At 62.2% G+C, this 16,581-nt stretch carries 16 protein-coding genes and 2 pseudogenes; 4 read left to right on the top strand and 14 right to left on the bottom strand.

All coding sequences use genetic code 11. From position 1 onward, the window contains the following. Positions 1–211: pseudogene (locus tag ACEW8Q_RS21020) on the bottom strand (DUF2267 domain-containing protein); the annotation flags it as partial. A gap of 86 nt (positions 212–297) precedes the next feature. On the opposite strand from ACEW8Q_RS21020, the gene ACEW8Q_RS21015 reads away from it, so the two are divergent. After that, positions 298–1,788 (top strand): helicase HerA-like C-terminal domain-containing protein, encoded by a 1,491-nt coding sequence (locus tag ACEW8Q_RS21015; protein WP_373506024.1) that lies wholly within the window; start codon positions 298–300, stop codon positions 1,786–1,788. An 80-nt stretch (positions 1,789–1,868) separates the two neighbouring features. After that, positions 1,869–2,516 carry a peptide-methionine (S)-S-oxide reductase MsrA gene (msrA, locus tag ACEW8Q_RS21010; RefSeq protein ID WP_373506023.1) on the top strand — a complete coding sequence of 216 codons (648 nt, stop codon included), beginning with the start codon at positions 1,869–1,871 and terminating at the stop codon, positions 2,514–2,516. Between the two features lie 16 nt (positions 2,517–2,532). Here the strand turns inward: msrA and ACEW8Q_RS21005 are convergent, their stop codons facing one another. From ACEW8Q_RS21005 to ACEW8Q_RS20975, 7 genes are all read right to left on the bottom strand, one after another. Then, positions 2,533–3,546 carry a succinylglutamate desuccinylase/aspartoacylase family protein gene (locus tag ACEW8Q_RS21005; protein WP_373506022.1) on the bottom strand — a complete coding sequence of 338 codons (1,014 nt, stop codon included), beginning with the start codon at positions 3,544–3,546 and terminating at the stop codon, positions 2,533–2,535. Then, entirely contained in the window at positions 3,543–4,448 is a 906-nt protein-coding gene (gene rimK, locus ACEW8Q_RS21000) for a 30S ribosomal protein S6--L-glutamate ligase (RefSeq protein ID WP_373506021.1), read from the bottom strand. Before rimK ends, ACEW8Q_RS21005 begins: the two co-directional genes overlap by 4 nt. Next, a complete protein-coding gene (locus ACEW8Q_RS20995) occupies positions 4,445–4,897 on the bottom strand; it encodes an ATP-dependent zinc protease (protein ID WP_373506020.1) in 453 nt (150 codons plus the stop codon). Before ACEW8Q_RS20995 ends, rimK begins: the two co-directional genes overlap by 4 nt. Before the next feature lie 39 nt (positions 4,898–4,936). Beyond that, positions 4,937–6,217: a 3,4-dihydroxy-2-butanone-4-phosphate synthase gene (gene ribB, locus ACEW8Q_RS20990; RefSeq protein ID WP_373506019.1), complete on the bottom strand. Its 1,281-nt coding sequence runs from the start codon at positions 6,215–6,217 to the stop codon at positions 4,937–4,939. A 106-nt stretch (positions 6,218–6,323) separates the two neighbouring features. After that, positions 6,324–6,719 carry a hypothetical protein gene (locus tag ACEW8Q_RS20985; RefSeq protein ID WP_373506018.1) on the bottom strand — a complete coding sequence of 132 codons (396 nt, stop codon included), beginning with the start codon at positions 6,717–6,719 and terminating at the stop codon, positions 6,324–6,326. 121 nt (positions 6,720–6,840) lie between these two features. Continuing rightward, positions 6,841–7,884 carry a dipeptidase gene (locus ACEW8Q_RS20980; RefSeq protein ID WP_373506017.1) on the bottom strand — a complete coding sequence of 348 codons (1,044 nt, stop codon included), beginning with the start codon at positions 7,882–7,884 and terminating at the stop codon, positions 6,841–6,843. 119 nt (positions 7,885–8,003) lie between these two features. Beyond that, positions 8,004–8,603 (bottom strand): superoxide dismutase, encoded by a 600-nt coding sequence (locus ACEW8Q_RS20975; protein WP_373506016.1) that lies wholly within the window; start codon positions 8,601–8,603, stop codon positions 8,004–8,006. 91 nt (positions 8,604–8,694) lie between these two features. On the opposite strand from ACEW8Q_RS20975, the gene ACEW8Q_RS20970 reads away from it, so the two are divergent. After that, the gene (locus tag ACEW8Q_RS20970) at positions 8,695–9,432 is read left to right on the top strand and encodes a cupin domain-containing protein (protein ID WP_373506015.1); all 738 of its coding nucleotides are present in this window, start codon (positions 8,695–8,697) and stop codon (positions 9,430–9,432) included. Here the strand turns inward: ACEW8Q_RS20970 and ACEW8Q_RS20965 are convergent. The 6 genes from ACEW8Q_RS20965 to msrB form a co-directional block, all read right to left on the bottom strand. Continuing rightward, positions 9,429–10,499, bottom strand: a complete 1,071-nt coding sequence (locus ACEW8Q_RS20965) for a C45 family autoproteolytic acyltransferase/hydolase (protein ID WP_373506025.1) — start codon at positions 10,497–10,499, stop codon at positions 9,429–9,431. The two genes, ACEW8Q_RS20970 and ACEW8Q_RS20965, sit on opposite strands and share 4 nt — an antisense overlap. Further along, positions 10,499–10,954: a GNAT family N-acetyltransferase gene (locus tag ACEW8Q_RS20960; protein ID WP_373506014.1), complete on the bottom strand. Its 456-nt coding sequence runs from the start codon at positions 10,952–10,954 to the stop codon at positions 10,499–10,501. Before ACEW8Q_RS20960 ends, ACEW8Q_RS20965 begins: the two co-directional genes overlap by 1 nt. Further along, positions 10,951–12,129: an acyl-CoA dehydrogenase gene (locus tag ACEW8Q_RS20955; protein WP_373506013.1), complete on the bottom strand. Its 1,179-nt coding sequence runs from the start codon at positions 12,127–12,129 to the stop codon at positions 10,951–10,953. The genes ACEW8Q_RS20960 and ACEW8Q_RS20955 overlap by 4 nt, the downstream gene beginning before the upstream one ends. Positions 12,130–12,209: 80 nt before the next feature. Next, a complete protein-coding gene (locus ACEW8Q_RS20950) occupies positions 12,210–12,761 on the bottom strand; it encodes an isochorismatase family protein (protein WP_373506012.1) in 552 nt (183 codons plus the stop codon). Continuing rightward, positions 12,751–14,850 (bottom strand): S9 family peptidase, encoded by a 2,100-nt coding sequence (locus tag ACEW8Q_RS20945; protein WP_373506011.1) that lies wholly within the window; start codon positions 14,848–14,850, stop codon positions 12,751–12,753. Before ACEW8Q_RS20945 ends, ACEW8Q_RS20950 begins: the two co-directional genes overlap by 11 nt. Before the next feature lie 4 nt (positions 14,851–14,854). Then, positions 14,855–15,253 (bottom strand): peptide-methionine (R)-S-oxide reductase MsrB, encoded by a 399-nt coding sequence (gene msrB / locus ACEW8Q_RS20940; protein WP_373506010.1) that lies wholly within the window; start codon positions 15,251–15,253, stop codon positions 14,855–14,857. 197 nt (positions 15,254–15,450) lie between these two features. Between msrB and ACEW8Q_RS20935 the strand changes: the two are divergent. After that, a pseudogene (locus tag ACEW8Q_RS20935) lies at positions 15,451–16,581 on the top strand (hypothetical protein); the annotation flags it as partial.

Genomic DNA, 16,581 nt, shown 5'->3' with positions numbered 1-16,581 from the left:
GCATGCCGAGAAGCCCGCCGCCGCCGCCCGCGCCATCGGCGCCATGCGCCTTCGCAAGGTCGATCGCGCCGGGCAGCTTGTCGAACAGTTCTGCCACCTTGTTCTGGTTACCCTGCGTGTGGATAAGATTGAGAACGATTCCAAGGGCATGGGTCGCCTTTTCTGGTGCCAGGCCCGTCGCCATCACAATTCGATCAATGAGGTCTTGCATCTGTCATCCTGCTGGGCAATTGCGTGTCGACTCTCTTTATAGCAAGTTGAGCAGCCAAGAAGACCACTTTCCGGGGAACACGATTCATGTCCGACACGTCCATCTTCATCGGCAAGAGCACGAAGCGCGAGGAATTGTTCCTCGGCATGGCGAATCGCCATGGCCTCGTCACCGGCGCCACCGGCACCGGCAAGACGGTCACGCTTCAGATCATGGCCGAGGGATTCACCAATGCCGGCGTGCCGGTCTTCGCCGCCGACGTGAAGGGTGACCTTTCGGGCATCTGCATGGAAGGAGAGCCCAAGGACTTCCTCATCGAACGCGCCAAGACCATCGGCTTCGACGACTACGGCTTCGAGGCAACGCCCACCATCTTCTGGGATGTCTTCGGCGAGCAGGGCCACCCGATCCGCACCACCATCACCGAGATGGGCCCCCTCATGCTGTCGCGCCTCATGGGCCTGTCGGACGCGCAGGAAGGTGCCCTCAACATCGCCTTCAAGATTGCCGACCAGGAAGGCCTGGCACTGCTCGACCTGAAGGACCTTCGCGCCCTGCTGATGGACCTCGGCGAGCGTGGCCGCGAATTGATGACCGAATATGGCAACGTCACCGCGCCGACGATCGGCGCCATCCAGCGCCGCCTCGTGGTGCTTGAGGAGCAAGGCGGCGACAAGTTCTTCGGCGAGCCGGCGCTCGACATAAAGGACTTCATGCGCACGACCGTCAACGGCAAGGGCTACATGAACGTGCTGGCCGCCGACAAGCTCATCAACTCGCCGCAGCTCTACGCCACCTTCCTGCTGTGGATGATGTCGGAGCTTTTCGAGACGATGCCGGAAGCGGGTGACCCCGAGAAGCCGAAGATGGTGTTCTTCTTCGATGAGGCGCATCTCCTCTTCGATGAAGCGCCTCCCGGTCTGTTGCAGAAGATCGAGCAGACGGTGAAGCTCATCCGCTCCAAGGGTGTCGGCATCTATTTCGTCACGCAGAACCCGCTCGATATTCCTGAAAGCGTTCTGGCGCAGATGGGCAACCGCGTGCAGCACGCGCTTCGCGCCTATACGCCGCGCGAACAGAAGGCCGTTCAGACGGCAGCCTCCACCTTCAGGCCCAATCCGGCCTTCAAGACGGAGGAGGTGATCACGCAACTCGGCAAGGGTGAGGCACTTGTGTCAGTGCTCGATCCCAAGGGCGTTCCGACCATGGTGGAGCGCACGATGGTGCGCCCACCCTCCAGCAGGCTTGGAACTATCACGCCCGAAGAGCGCCAGAAGATCGTCAGGAACTCTCCGGTCTATGGCAGCTACGAGCAGACCGAGGACCGTGAGTCGGCCTACGAGCTGCTGCAGAAAAAGGTGGCCGCGCGCGAGGCGGCCAAGCAGGAGGCCATCGCCCAGAAGGAAGCCGAGAAGCAGGCCAAGATCGATGCGAAGGAGGCCGCGAAGGAGACCATGACCGACCGCATCATGAAGAACGTGGCGAGCTCCGTTGGCCGCCAGCTTGGGTCTTCGGTGGGCCGCTCCATCAGCTCGGCCATCGTGCGCGGCATCCTGGGGGGCTTTACCAGGCGCTGACCTGCCTCACGGCATTGTGTGGCCTTGTGTAGGGATCAAAACCGCCGCGGCAGGTATTAAGTGCGCAAGGAGTCATCATCATGCGCAAACTTTTCCATGCCGTCTCGCTGGCCGCCGTCCTCACCGCCGCAGTGTCGGCAGCACCTGCCATGGCCGACACCGCCATCTTCGCCGGCGGCTGTTTCTGGTGCGTGGAATCCGACATGGACCACGTGAAGGGGGTGACGGATACCATCTCAGGCTATGCCGGTGGCACCACGCCTGCGCCGACCTACAAGAGCCACGAAGGCTATACCGAGGCAGTGAAGGTGGAATTCGATCCTGCCATCATCAGCTACGAGGCGCTCACAGCTCACTTCCTTCGCACCATCGACGTGACCGACGGCGGCGGCCAGTTCTGTGACCGGGGTGACAGCTACATCCCGGCGCTGTTCCCTGTCAGCGCTGAACAGAAGGCAGCCGCGACCCGTGCGCTTGATGCTGCAGCGGCAGACCTGAAGCAGCCTGTGGCGGTGAAGCTTGGCGACAATCCGTCGTTCTTTCCCGCCGAGGAGTATCACCAGAATTACTATCAGGGCGATGGCCGGGTACTCACCCGCTTCGGCTTGATCAGGCAGTCCGAGGCCTACAAGCGTTACCGCGAAGGGTGCGGCCGCGATGCGCGGGTGAAAGACGTGTGGGGCGATGCTGCCTTCTCCTACCCGCTCGGCGAAGGCAAGGGATCCTGACGGAGGCCGGCCGAGATCAGATGATCTCGTCTTCGTCGAAGAGAGCGACAGCCATATCGGATTGCGAGCGAATCGAGGCCAGTGGTTTTGCCCTGGCGATGTGAAACAGCGCGTCACCACGATTGACGATAGGAAGATTGGTGCGCCCGACGATGATGCCATCGTCATCCGCCACCACGGGAATGGAATTGGCGCCGAGCGGATCGGCGACGACCCCGATCACCTCGCGGCGGCCCACGCGGTCGCCGGTCCGGCGCATGGTGTGGAGGATGCCGCCTTCAGGTGCCCTGACCCAACTGCTGCTGTCAGAGAATACCGTGTCCGGCACGGCTTTGCGCGGGACCGGCTCGATCATGCCGAAATAAGACATCACGCGGAGGCAGCCCTTCACGCCGGCATCAATTGCCAACTCATCGAAGCGAAGCGCTTCGCCGCCCTCATAGAGCAGGACTTTCACTCCCGCTTCACCCGCACTCAAGCGCAGCGATTTTTCGCGCAGCTTGGAAATCAGGATCACCGGCGGCGCAAACGCCTCCGCCATGCGCAGCAGTTCCGGCTCATCGGGTACCAGCCGAACCTGCGGCAGGTTGGTGCGATGAAGTGCGGCCGTGTGGAAATCGATGCCATACTGGCTCCGCAAAACCACTTCGCGAAAGAAGAGATCGGCCACGAGGCTCGCCAGAGAGCCGCGGTCTGAACCCGGAAAGGAGCGATTGAGGTCACGCCGGTCCGGCATGTAGCGTGTATGATTGAGAAAGCCGAAGCTGTTGACGATGGGCACCGCCAGCACCGTGCCCCTGAGCTTGTGGAGCGAGGGATGCACCAGAATGCGGCGGATGATCTCGACGCCCTGGATCTCGTCGCCATGAATGGCGCCCGCGAGGAAGATGACGGGTCCGGCCTCCGCGCCATGGACGATCTGGACGGGAATCGTCACGCGCGTGTGGTTTGATAGCGCGCTGACGGGCAGGTCCACGACCGCCCGCGAACCGCGTGCGATCTCGTGCTCGCCGATGATGAAGGCGCTCACCCCTTGCCCTTCGTGCGAGTGCGCCCCGGTTCCGCATTGCGCTCCGCAAAGCGGATGATGGCCAGCGCCACATCGACGCCCGTGGCCTTTTCGATGCCTTCGAGACCCGGCGATGAATTGACTTCCATTACCACCGGGCCATGTGCCGAACGCAGCATGTCGACGCCGGCAACGTTCAACCCCATCGAGCGCGCCGCCTTCAGCGCGGTCGTTTTCTCGATCGGTGTAAGTTCGATTTCGTTGGCCGATCCGCCGCGATGCAGGTTGGAGCGGAAGTCGTCCTTCGCGCCCTTGCGTTCCATGGTGGCGATGAGCTTCCGCCCGACGACGAAAGCGCGGATGTCGCGGCCTTCCGCCTCCTTGATGAACTCCTGAACCAGGATCGCCACGTCGGCGCCATGGAAGGCCTCGATCACCGATTTTGCCGACTTGTGCGTCTCGCTCAGCACCACGCCGATGCCTTGCGTGCCTTCGAGCAGCTTGATGACCACGGGTGCGCCGCCGACGATGCCCAGAAGATCGTCGGTGCGCTTCGAATCATGCGCGAAGGCGGTGACGGGAAGGCCCACGCCGTCGCGCGCCAGAAGCTGCAACGACCTGAGCTTGTCGCGCGAGCGACCAATAGCGACCGATTCGTTGACCGGATAGACGCCCATCATCTCGAACTGCCGCAGCACCGCCAGGCCGTAGAACGTGTGCGATGCTCCGATCCTGGGGATCACTGCGTCAAAACCTTCGAGCTTCTCGCCCTGATAGCGCAGCTCCGGCTTCTTCGACGTGATGTTCATGTAGCATTTGAGATAGTCGATGGGCACCATCTGGTGCCCGCGCTTCGTGGCGGTTTCGATCAGGCGCTGGTGTGAATAGAGCTTGGGATTGCGGGTCAGCAGCGCGATCTTCATGATGCCTTGCGTTTCCTGGCGGACAGAATGTTGGTCTTTGCGGGGTGAACGAGAAAACCGGCCCCGAGGCTCGCACGCCCCAGCAGCATGGCAACGCCCATGTCGGTGCGGTTGGTGAGCGTCACCTCGATGGTGAGGCGCTTGCGGCCGATCTTCACTTCGGTTTCGACGACGGCGCGGGTCTCGGAGTGGCCGCTGGAACTCTTCACCACGCGCATGCCCTTGAGCGGCAATACGCAATGATGGTTCCGCCCCTTCATCGGCACCACGAAGGTGACCCGGTCATTGACCTGCAGGATGTCGGTCGCATGAAGAGCGGCTGAACGGGCACCTGTGTCGATCTTGGCAGTGAAGGTCCCCACGCCCAATTTCGGCAGGCTCACCTTCTCTCGCCAGCCGATCAGGATCGGCTGGTCACCCTTGTCTGTCTTCTGGCGCGCACGCAGCATGGCACCAAGACTAGTAAGCCTTGAGGTTCAGCGAAAGCCCTATCCTTCGAGCTTGATGGTTTCGCTGATTTCGATGCCGAAACCCGACAGCCCGACATAATGACGGTTCGAGGATGACAAGAGACGGATGGAGGTGACGTTGAGATCGCGCAGGATCTGGGCGCCGAGGCCCACGTCGCGCCAGGCCTGTTCACGCTGCTTGGCGCTGCCTGACTTTTCGGTGGCGAGCTGGCCCGCCGGCACGCCCGCAGCACCTTCCTGCAGATAGACGAGGATGCCTGCACCCTCGCGCTTGAAGATGTCGAACACCTTGCTGAGCGTGGCGCGCGTGCCGAACACGTCTTCCAGCACGTTCTCGCGATGGAGGCGCACAGGGATGTTCTTTCCCGAGGTGACATTGCCAAACACCAGAGCCAGCTGTTCCACCTGGTCGAAGGGCGTTACATAGGAATAGCCCTTGGCTGTGCCGATGGCGGTTTCGACATCGAACTGCGCTGTCTGTTCGACCAGCCGCTCGCGGCGCTGTCGATAGGCGATGAGGTCGGCGACCGAGATGATCTTCTGTCCATGCTCACGCGCAAAGGCCAGAACCTCCGGCCCACGCTTCACGCTGCCGTCGTCATTGACGAGTTCGCAGATCACGCCCACCGGCGGGAGGCCCGCGAGCTTGACGAGATCGACGGCGGCCTCGGTATGGCCCGAGCGCATCAGGACGCCGCCAGACTTCGCAACGAGCGGGAACATGTGTCCGGGCCGCACGAAATCCTCTGCCGCCACATTGCGGTTGGCCAGCGCATGCGCCGTCGCGGTGCGCTCTCTTGCAGAGATGCCGGTGGTGAGGCCATCCTTGTAGTCGATAGAAACAGTGAAGGCCGTGCCCATCGGTGCATTGTTCAGCGCTACCATGGGATCGAGCCTCAGCCGCTTTGCATCTTCCGCCGTGATCGGCAGGCAGACGATGCCGGTGCCGTGGCGCACCATGAGCGCCATCTGCTCAGGCGTGATCTTGGCGGCAGCGGCGATGAGATCGCCTTCGTTCTCGCGGTCATCGTCATCGACCACGACAACCATTTCCCCGTCGGCAATGGCCTTGATGGCGTCCTCGACGGTGTCGAGTTTCTGTTCCTTCGGCATGTCCTGATCTCCAAAATCCTCGGGCCGCACCTTGTTTCCAGTGGCGGCAGCAATCTTCTTGGCAAGTTCCAGCGATGGCACGGCGCCACTCACGATCTGCGACACGCGTCCCTGGGTTATTCCAAGGCGCCGCGCGAGCTCGGATTGCGATGTCCCGCTATTAATGAGCCATTCGGCAAGTTTCATGGTCGATTATTAGCACTGCTAATAGACCCTTGCAATGCCTGGAGCGCTGCCAGCAGCCCTGCGATTTTGGTACCAGGCCGATTCGCCGTTGCAGCGAAACTCGAAATTACCGGCGCAATTCGCAGTTGCCGAAATCGATGGCTGCTATGCCGCCCAGAGACAGAAGCGATGTCGTCAGGCTGCCCGTGTTCCGATTGAGGAATATAGTCCGTGGTGATGTCTCGCGGGCGCCAGGAGCGACGCCGGTTATGACTGTTTCCTGAATTGAAAAGGTCATGGGTTCGGAGATGCACTTGTCATCGGAATAGCGCGATGGACAATAGCGATAGCTGTTCGTGCCAAGGTCTATGATCATCCGCTCATTTTTCACTGTATTGTTGCAGCGTGATGGAAAGCAGAGATTTCCGCGATCAATGACGCAGTTGATCACTTCAGCCCTGACCGCACTTGCTGCACCTGACAGGCATATGAAAACGAAGGCCATACAAAGAGACTTGTTCATTTAAACGCGCTGTTGCCATCCCATGATGTTCGGAATGAACATTATTCACCATTTTTCCCATTTTCACAAAGGGTGAAGGTCTGCCGGCCGCAATAGGCGGTACGTCAGGCCGGGATAAATCTCAACTGCCCCAGGTGCGTTCCAGAACCTTCATCCAGTTTTCGGACGCGAGCTTGTTCACGAGTTCCTGGCCGTATCCATGCGCCGTCATGGCGCTGGTGAGATTGGTCAGTCCCGTTACGTCACCGATCTGGGCGGGGATGCGCGCGCCATCAAAATCGGAGCCGAGGCCCACATGGTCCTCGCCCGCATGCTTCATCAGGTGATCGAGGTGGCGCATCATCGTGTCGAGGCCGTTCTCGCTCATCCACTTGCCGTCGGCGCGCAGGAAGCCATTGGCGAAGTTGAGGCCGATCATGCCGCCCGACTTGCCGATGGCTTTGATCTGGTCATCGGTGAGGTTGCGCGATGATGCACAGAGCGCGTGAGCGTTGGAGTGGGTGGCGACCAGAGGTGCGGTGCTGATCTCCGCCACATCCCAGAAGCCCTTTTCGTTCAGGTGCGAGAGGTCGACCATGATGTTGAGCGCGTTGCAGCGGCGGATGAGCGCCTTGCCGGCCTCGGTGAGGCCAGGGCCGGTATCGCCGGAGGAAGGAAAGCGGAACGGCACGCCATGCCCGAAGATATTGTCACGGCTCCAGACAGGACCCAGCGAGCGCAGGCCCGCCTGGTGCAGCACATCCAGCGCCTTGAGGTCCGCATCGATCGCCTCGACGCCCTCAATGTGGAAGATGGCGGCCACTTGGCCCGCAGCTATTGCGGTCCTGATCTCGGCCGCCGTACGGCACACCTTGAACTTGTCCCCGGAGGCCTGCTCGATGCGGAACAGCAGGGAGGCCATGCCGATGGTTGTTGCAAGGGCCGCAAGCTGCGCCACCTGGTTGGCGGGCGGCGGATTGGCCTCCTCGTCGTCGGTCCAGTCCTTGTCTTCGGGGCTCGGCACGAAGATGGCGAAGAAGCCGCCGGCAAAGTCACCCTTGATCATGCGCGGGAGGTCGAGATGACCTTCGCCGTCGCCTTTCACGAAGGCTTCGACGGGATCGCCCGCCTTCTTGAGCCAGAGGCGAAGCAGCACGTCGTTGTGTCCGTCAAAGACTGGAACCAAGATCTGATATCCTTCGGCTTGAAACGGGTTTCGGCAAGATTTTCGCTGACTTGCGCGGCGTGATCGCGAAAACGGCCGGGACGAGGCCCGGCCGCTCCATGACGTGATCGGCCGGGCCGTCAGGCCTTGGAATACATCTCTTCGACGTATTCCCAGTTCACGAGGTTGTCGACGAAGGCCTCGAGATACTTCTGACGGAGGTTGCGGTAGTCGATGTAATAGCTGTGTTCCCACACGTCGCAGCCGAGGATGGGCGAGGCGCCGTGCATCAGGGGGTTCTCGCCGTTCGGCGTCTTCGTGATGGCGAGCTTGCCGTCCTTGACAGCGATCCAGCACCAGCCGGAGCCGAACTGCGTGAGGCCGGCCTGCACGAAGTCGGCGCGCATCTTGTCAAAGCCGCCGAGGTCGCTGTCGATGGCGGCCTGCAGCTTGGCGGGGATCTTCTTGCCGCCGCCATTGGGCTTCATCCACGACCAGAAATGGATGTGGTTGTAGTGCTGGCCCACGTTGTTGATGAGCGGCGCGGACTTGTCGGCGAAGGCCTTCTTGCAGATCTCCTCGATCGAGAGCGAGGCAAGCGGCGAATCCTTCAGCGCATTGTTGCCGTTGGTCACATAGGCCATGTGATGCTTGTCGTGGTGGAACTCGAGGGTTTCCTTCGACATGTAGGGGGCAAGTGCGTCATAAGCATAGGGAAGGGCGGGCAGTTCGAGAGCCATGTTCGTTCCTCCTTGAAATGGAAGCCTTATCTAGTCGCTGACGCTTGATCGTGCAAGGAACCTCGCTAGGATCGGGGTTAGAGGAGAAAACATGACAAAACCCGCCATCATCCCATTTGACCCCGCAACTCCCATGGAACCTTGGGACGACTTTGCCGAAGCCGACGTCGTTTCGGGGAGCCGCAAGCAGAACGGGCGCGTCCTGTTCGAAGACAAGGCACGGGGGCTTTCCGCCGGCATCTGGGAACAGGGCGCGAACGAAAGCCGCTGGATGGACTATCCGGTGAACGAGTTCATGACCGTTCTGGAAGGTGAGATTGTCATCGTCGAGGAGGATCGCACGCTCTCCGTCAAGGCGGGCGAGAGCTTCATCATCCCCAAGGGCCTGCGCTGCCGCTGGACCCAGCCATCCCATGTGAAGAAGTTCTTCGTCATCCATGAAGATGCCTCCGGCCTTGCGAACAAGGGCCCGCTCCATGCGATGAAGATCGATCCGAAGGTGACGCTCGCGCCGTCGACCCCGCCTGCAGCAGCCATGCTCCTGTCGCCGGTGCCCACCCAGCACGGCCATGATTACTTCACCGATGCCACGGGCCAGCTGAACATCGGCGTGTGGGACACGACTGGCTACACCCGCAAGCTCATCGATTTCCCCCGCCACGAATTGATGCACCTGCTCGAAGGCTCCGTCATCATGGACGATGGCGCGGGCACGGTTCAGACCTTCAAGGCGGGCGACACCTTCTTCGTGCCGATGGGCACGCCCAACAGCTGGAAGTCGGAAGACTACCTCCGCAAGATCTTCGTGATCTTCCAGTCCAAGGCCTAAAGCGTATAGGCCGTGTAGTCCCGATTGAGCGCCGGCATGGGGCAGATCTGCATGCGGCGCTCAGCCGGTTCCATCACGATCATCGCGACGGTGGCCCCAAGATTGCCATCGCTCTCGGTGAGGGGCGGGCGGCAGACGGCATAGGGCGTTCCGAAATCGTCGAAGAGGGCGCGCTTCACGTCGTCGAGCCCCGGCCGTTCCGGGAGAAGGTCCATCACGCGGCGGTCGCGGTAGAGGCTGTCGGGCACCGAGGCGAGGCCGGTGTCCTTGAGTTTCGACAATGCGATTGGACTGAGCCAGTGATTGGCGTGGACGATGCGGCCACGCTCCGCGTGAAGCGGAAAGGCCTCGTCCGGCGCGCATTCGAGATCGACCGCGAAGCCTTCAGCCGTCGACAGGATCATGTTGTTGGAGCATGCCTTGGGCGTTCCAACCACGGCCTCGATGGCGGGCGCGAAATGCTGCTGCTCCAACACCTTGCGGCGGATCAGCGGCAGCGGCACGCCTGATTGGGCAAAGTCGCGGTCGCTTTCGAGATAATTGGCCGTGATGGCGATGCCCGCCGCATTCAAGCCGGAGCGTGCGAGGCCACCGGCTTCGGTGAATGTCAGGATGTCGGGGCCATCATCGCGTCGGATGCGCAGCACGACGGCCGTCTCGGCGCAGGCCGCGAGCCAGTCCCAGTTCTGTGCGTGGATGATCTGGCCCGTCGCGGAATGCGTGGGAAGGATCACGATGCCGGTGCAACCGTCCTTCACCGGTTCCTGCTTGCGGGCCAGCGCCACGATCTCGGTGCGGGCATTGACCAGCACGATATCGTCGAGCGAGCAGCCAGAGCCATCGGCGATGCCCTCCATCTCCTCCACATACTGCGCGCCGAACGCCCGCATCTGCGGAAGGTAGAGTTGTACCAACTCCGTCACGCGAGAAGCGGAAAGCCCGATCCGTTCCAGCCGCCCGCGATAGAGCGCCACGCTCTTTTCAATCCGGGCCTTCGCCTGTTCGCCATACATCACGCCGCGATCGCGCGGCGCGCCTGAAATGTCGATCAGCGGGAAGGGCTCCATCACGCCAGCAGCCTCTCCATGAAGACGCTGTTGGGATCTTCCGCGTAGTCGCCGAAAGGCCCGCGGTCGGCGTAGCCGAGCCTCCTGTAAAGCCCCAGCGCCTCGGGCTGGTGGATGCCGGTTTCCAGCCGCGCGATCATCCGGCCTGTCATGCGCGCTTCCGCCTCGATGCGGTCCATGAGCTTCTTCGCCAGGCCCATGCCGCGCGCCCTGGGGCTCACATAGACGCGCTTGATCTCGGCATAGTCACCATGCAGCCAGCAGCCGCCACAGCCCATCACGTCATCGCCTGCGAAGGCCGCGAAGAACCGCATCTCAGGCTGCCTGAGCGTCTCGATGTCGAGCAGGTGATTGCTCTCCGCTGGATAGAGCGGAATCATGTACTGATCGAGCGCATCGATCAGTACACGGACGGATGGGTCGGCGGGATCGGCGATGGTGATGACGGCGGTCACTGGAACGCTTGCAGCCCCGTCTGGGCGCGGCCGAGGATCAGCGCGTGGACGTCATGCGTTCCCTCGTAGGTGTTCACCGTCTCGAGGTTCACCATGTGGCGGATCACATGATACTCTTCCGAGATGCCATTGCCGCCGTGCATGTCGCGGGCCATGCGCGCGACGTCCAGCGCCTTGCCGCAATTGTTGCGCTTCATCAGCGAAATGGCGGGCGGCGCCAGCGTGCCGCGCTCGAGGCCACGCCCCAGCGCCAGGCAGCCCTGGAGGCCGAGCGCGATCTCGGTCTGCATGTCGGCCAGCTTCTTCTGCACTAGCTGGGTGGCGGCCAGCGGCTTGCCGAACTGCTTGCGGTCGAGCGTGTATTGCCGCGCGCGGTACCAGCAATCCTCCGCCGCGCCCATGACGCCCCATGCGATGCCGAAGCGGGCCTTGTTGAGGCAGCCGAAAGGACCGCCGAGACCCTTGGCATCGGGCAGCAGCGCATCGTCCGGAACTTCCACGTTGTCGAGAACGATCTCGCCGGTGATCGAGGCGCGGAGCGAGATCTTGCCGTCGATCACGGGCGTCGAGAAGCCCTTCATGCCACGCTCGACGACGAAGCCGCGGATGACGCCATCCTCGGTCTTGCCCCACACGACGGCCACGTCCGCGATGGGCGAATTCGAGATCCACATCTTGGAGCCGTTCAGCACATAGCCGCCGTCGATCTTCTTCGCGCGGGTCTTCATGCCGCCGGGATCGGAGCCGGCATCGGGCTCGGTCAGGCCGAAGCAGCCGACCCATTCGCCGGTCGCGAGCTTCGGCAGGTACTTCTTCTTCTGGGCCTCCGTGCCATAGGCTTCGATCGGGTGCATGACGAGCGAGTTCTGGACGCTCATCGCCGAGCGGTAGCCGGAATCGACGCGCTCCACTTCGCGCGCCACCAGCCCATAGGCCACGTAGCCGAGGCCCGAGCCGCCATATTCACTCGACGTCATCACGCCGAGGAAGCCCATCTCGCCCATCTCGTTCATGATCTCGCGGTCGAAGCGCTCGTCGCGGAACGCCGACTTCACGCGCGGCTGCAGCTTGTCCTGCGCGAAGGCGCGGGCCGCATCGCGGATCATCCGCTCCTCGTCGGTCAGTTGCGATTCGAGATCGAGCGGGTCTTCCCAGTTGAATTCGGCGGTGGCCATGAAACACTCCTCAGATTATGGCCTAGAGAGCAATGGCCGCGGCAATTGTCAATTCGGCGAAATGACCGAAATCTTGACGCCTAACGTACAAGTGCCGAAAGCGCCTTGAATTCCGCCGTTCCCGCCTGCTTCAGAAGCTCGAAGACCACCATTTCGGTGTTCACCACCGACACCCCGTTCTGCCGCATCCGGTCCAGCGCCAGCGCGTGGGAGGAGGGGCCACGCGACGACATGGCGTCCGCCACGGCAAAGACGGCGAAGCCCGCGGCCGACAGGTCCGCCGCCGTCTGCATCACGCAGACATGGGCCTCGATGCCGGCGAGGATGACCATCGGACGCGCCTCCTCATGGTGGGCGATCAGGTGGTCCCTGATCGCGGCATCCTTCCAGCACGAGAAGGCGAGCTTCTCGAAGACCGGCGCGCTGCCGATCTCCGCCTTCAGGCCGGCCACCGTGTGACCCAGCCCCTTCGGATATTGCTCGGAGACGGTGACGGGCACATCGAGCGCCCGCGCCGCCTTGAGCAGGATGGCGCAGCGCTTCTCCACATCCGCGTCACCCGACATGGCAGGGAGCAGGCGCTCCTGCATGTCGACGAGGAGCAGCGTTGCCTTTGCGGCATCAAGCAGCATCGGTCATCCCCGCGACCTTCAGTCCGAAGGCATACACAAACGCCACTTCCTTCAATCTGTCGAAGCGGCCCGAGGCGCCGCCGTGGCCTGCACCCATGTTGGTCTTGAACAGCAGCAGGTTGTCGTCGGTCTTCATCTCGCGCAGCTTCGCCACCCACTTCGCGGGTTCCCAGTAGGTGACGCGCGGATCGGTGAGGCCGCCGACCGCAAGGATGTGCGGATAGGGCTTGGCCTCGATGCGGTCATAGGGCGAATAGGCGGCGATGTTTTCGTAGGCCGCCTTGCTGTCGCGCGGGTTGCCCCATTCGGGCCACTCCGGCGGCGTGAGCGGCAGCGTATCGTCCAGCATGGTGGTGAGCACGTCGACAAAGGGCACTTCCGCGACGATGCCGCGGAACAGGTCGGGCGCCATGTTGGCGACAGCCCCCATCAGCATGCCCCCGGCACTTCCGCCTTGCGCCACGATGTTGCCCTTGCGCGTGAGGCCCTGCGAAACGAGGAACTCGCCGCAGGAAATGAAGTCGCGGAACGTGTTGGCCTTGTGCTCCAGCTTGCCGGTCTTGTACCAGCGCCGGCCCTTCTCCTGACCGCCGCGAATATGCGCGATGGCATAGATGAAGCCACGGTCGGCGAGCGACAGGATGTTGGTGTTGAACCCCGCCGGAATGGAAATTCCGTAGGAGCCGTAGCCATAGAGCCACAAGGGGGCCGAGCCATCGAGCGGCGTTCCCTTCCTGTAGAGCAGCGTCATCGGAATCATCTCGCCGTCATGCGCGGGCGCCAGCAGTCGACGGGTAACATAGTCCGTTGGATTGTGCCCACTCGGCACTTCCTGCGTCTTGCGCAGCACGCGCGTGCGGTCGCGCATATTGTAGTCGAAGACCTGGGACGGCGTTGTCATCGAGGAGTAGCTGAAGCGCAGGGTATCGGTGTCGAATTCCCTCATCTCGCCGAAGCCCAGCGAATAGGCTTCTTCATCGAAGGCAATGGCATGTTCCTCGCCTGTCGCCATGTCGCGCACCACGATGCGCGGCAGCGCGTTCTCGCGCTCCATGCGGATCAGCCAGTTCTTCAGCACGATGAAGCCGACGAGGAAGACGCCGGGCCGGTGCGGAACGAGGTCGGTCCAGTTCTCAGGACCGGGATTGCTCACCGGCGCGGTGACGATCTTGTAGTCCTCGGAATCGCCCGCGTTGGTCTTGATGATGAAGCGGTCGTTCCAGTGTTCGAGATCGTACTCGATGCCCTCGGCGCGCGGCGCGATGAGCTTCGGCGCCTCCGTCGGCTTGTCCGCATCGATGATCCAGATTTCGGACGTGTCGTGATCGTGGATATCTATCAGGATGAATTTTTCCGAGTTCGTCTTGCCAACGCCGGTGAACTTTCCGGTGTCATTCTCCTCATAGATGAGCGCGTCGTCTGACTGCGCCGTGCCGAGCACGTGCCGGAAGGTTTTCAGCGGCCGGTGGTTGTCGTCCTGCAATGTGTAGAAGAAGCTCTTGCCGTCGGCCGCCCAGGTGGCACCGCCCGCCGTGTTCTCCAGAATGTCAGCCGCATCCTGCCCGGTCGATGTATCGCGCACGCGCAGCTCATAGAATTCCGAACCATTGCCATCGAAGGACCATGCGATCAGCTTGTGGTCGGGCGTCAGGTCCATGCCACCGAAGCGGAAATATTCGCGGCCCTTGGCAAGAGCGTTGCCATCGAGCAGCAGTTCTTCGGGGCCCTGCTGGCCGCGTGGCTTGCGGCAGTAACGCGGATGCTGTCCGCCCTTCACGAAGGACGAGTAATAATCATAGGCGCCGTCGGGCGCGGGCACCGAAGCATCGTCCTCCTTGATGCGCCCCTTCATCTCGGCGAAGAGTTTCTCCTGCAAGGCGACCGTGCCGGCCATGACGGCTTCGTGATAGGCATTCTCGCCTTCCAGCACATCGCGGATGTCCTGCGGCAGAAGAGAGGGATCGTGCATCACCTCCTGCCAGTTCTCGGCCTTCAGCCAGTGATAATCGTCCCGCTTCTCAAAACCGTGCCAGGTTTCCACGCGTGGGTGCTTCTCCGCGCGTGGCGGCTTCACATTCGGAATGCTCATGGGCTCAGGCCTTCTCGGGTTTGAAGGCGAGGGACACGCCGTTCATGCAATAGCGCAGCCCCGTGGGGCGTGGCCCGTCCGGAAACACATGCCCCAGGTGCCCGCCGCAATCCGCACAATGGACCTCGGTACGAGTCGAGAACCACGAGCGGTCTTCCGATGTGCCGACCGCACCCTCGCTCACAGGCGCGTAGAAACTGGGCCAGCCGGTGCCGGATTCATATTTGGTGTCCGACGCGAACAATTCCTTGCCGCACCCTGCGCAGACGAACATGCCGCTCCGCTTCTCATTGTTGAGGGGGCTCGTTCCAGCGCGCTCGGTTCCGTGTTCGCGCAGCACGCGGAAGGCCTCCGGGCTCAGTGTCTGGCGCCACTCGGCGTCGGTCTTGGTGATCTTGCTCATCTGTTTCTCGCTTTCCTGAGCTCCAATCTGGGGGATCGAAGCCAAAATGTGAAGCTCTGGCGCCCTTCAAAGCTTCGTGTGGAGAGGCTTCATTAACCATAACTGCATCTCGGGTGCCTGTGCCTTGTGCTAACTCCTCCAAGTTTAAGCAGTTTTAGACGCTTCCCGGGCTTTGTTACGGCTTGTGGAGAATGCTTTTGCCGAACGCCGTCACATCTGAGCCAGCAGCCCTCGCGAGTGCTGTGGCAGCCGGACTGGACCTCAAGCCTGCGAAAGCGGCATCGGGTGCCAATGGCCGGACCATTTCCGCCGATTCCTTCAAGCGCCTCACTGCGCGGCTGAAGGGCGGCGCAGCCGCCGCAGCTGTGGTTTCGCCGGACAGTCTCGAACTGCCGTCTCCGCCGTCTCCAGTTGAAGAAGAGATGGCTGTCGCGTTGGCCATCGTGCCGGACATTCCGGCCGAGGTTGAACCCGAACCCGAGCCCGGTTCCGAACCCGAATCATTGATCACGGCAGCGTCCGAATTATCGGACGAGGGTGTGGCAGAGCCAGTTTCCGAACCGATTTCCGAACCCGTTTCCGAGGACGTGGAAGCACCCCTGGCGAATTTCACGCTTCCCGATTTCGCGCCACTCGGCATCTACGTCCCGGATGGTGTGCAAGCCGACGAGCCACCCCCGGAGGCGGCAGAACCGGAGCCGGAGGCAGTCCAGGCTGTTCTCCAGCAGGACCCGGCCGACGAAACTCCGCCGCTTCCCTCATTTGCATCGGAGCCGATCACCTGGCCCGCGCAGCAGCCTTTCATCGCGGGCTGGGACGAACCGGCTCAGCCGGAGCAGTCATCCGTCGAAATGATGGCGGAACCTGAGCAGGACGAACCGGAGCTTCAAGCCGCCGAACCCGAAGCAGTCAGTTTCGAGCCAGATCTGCCAATCGAGATCGCAGCAGAGCCCGAGATGCTTGCCGCGCCCGAACTGGTGGTCGCGTCAGTCGAAGACTTCATCGAACCGGATGCCACGCCGGATCCTGACCCTTCTGTTTCCGAACAGCCGGTGGACGAGACTGAACCCTCTCCGGCTGAAGAGACCGCAGCATCGGCAACTGAAGATGAGACCGACACCGGCTCATCGCAAATGGCCGGGCGTGTTGTCGACGCGATGCTGAAGACGATCAGCACCGCCATCTATGCCAAGCCGTCCACATCCGAACGCGCTGCCTTCCTGCGGGAAGTGGCCGCGCTGATGCAGGAGGCCGCCGCATCTGGCGAAGCCGTTCCGCAGCCCAATGTCGAGCCAGCGATTGCCGCCCTGCCGGTTGCGGCTCCGCCC

Source organism: Aestuariivirga sp. (assembly GCF_041738905.1).
Taxonomy (GTDB): Bacteria; Pseudomonadota; Alphaproteobacteria; order Rhizobiales; family Aestuariivirgaceae; genus Aestuariivirga.
This window is presented reverse-complemented; position numbering and strand designations above follow the sequence as displayed.

Bases quoted from the DNA above. Each gene is read 5' to 3' on its own strand.
- ACEW8Q_RS20965 (WP_373506025.1), bottom strand. From the start codon at position 10,499: ATGGAGCCCTTCCCGCTGATCGACATTTCAGGCGCGCCGCGCGATCGC.
- rimK (WP_373506021.1), bottom strand. From the start codon at position 4,448: ATGAAGATCGCGCTGCTGACCCGCAATCCCAAGCTCTATTCACACCAG.
- ribB (WP_373506019.1), bottom strand. From the start codon at position 6,217: ATGAAACTTGCCGAATGGCTCATTAATAGCGGGACATCGCAATCCGAG.
- ACEW8Q_RS20950 (WP_373506012.1), bottom strand. From the start codon at position 12,761: ATGCTGCTTGATGCCGCAAAGGCAACGCTGCTCCTCGTCGACATGCAG.
- ACEW8Q_RS20985 (WP_373506018.1), bottom strand. From the start codon at position 6,719: ATGAACAAGTCTCTTTGTATGGCCTTCGTTTTCATATGCCTGTCAGGT.
- ACEW8Q_RS20955 (WP_373506013.1), bottom strand. From the start codon at position 12,129: ATGGCCACCGCCGAATTCAACTGGGAAGACCCGCTCGATCTCGAATCG.
- ACEW8Q_RS20970 (WP_373506015.1), top strand. From the start codon at position 8,695: ATGACAAAACCCGCCATCATCCCATTTGACCCCGCAACTCCCATGGAA.
- ACEW8Q_RS20995 (WP_373506020.1), bottom strand. From the start codon at position 4,897: ATGCTGCGTGCGCGCCAGAAGACAGACAAGGGTGACCAGCCGATCCTG.
- msrA (WP_373506023.1), top strand. From the start codon at position 1,869: ATGCGCAAACTTTTCCATGCCGTCTCGCTGGCCGCCGTCCTCACCGCC.
- ACEW8Q_RS20975 (WP_373506016.1), bottom strand. From the start codon at position 8,603: ATGGCTCTCGAACTGCCCGCCCTTCCCTATGCTTATGACGCACTTGCC.
- ACEW8Q_RS20945 (WP_373506011.1), bottom strand. From the start codon at position 14,850: ATGAGCATTCCGAATGTGAAGCCGCCACGCGCGGAGAAGCACCCACGC.
- ACEW8Q_RS21015 (WP_373506024.1), top strand. From the start codon at position 298: ATGTCCGACACGTCCATCTTCATCGGCAAGAGCACGAAGCGCGAGGAA.
- msrB (WP_373506010.1), bottom strand. From the start codon at position 15,253: ATGAGCAAGATCACCAAGACCGACGCCGAGTGGCGCCAGACACTGAGC.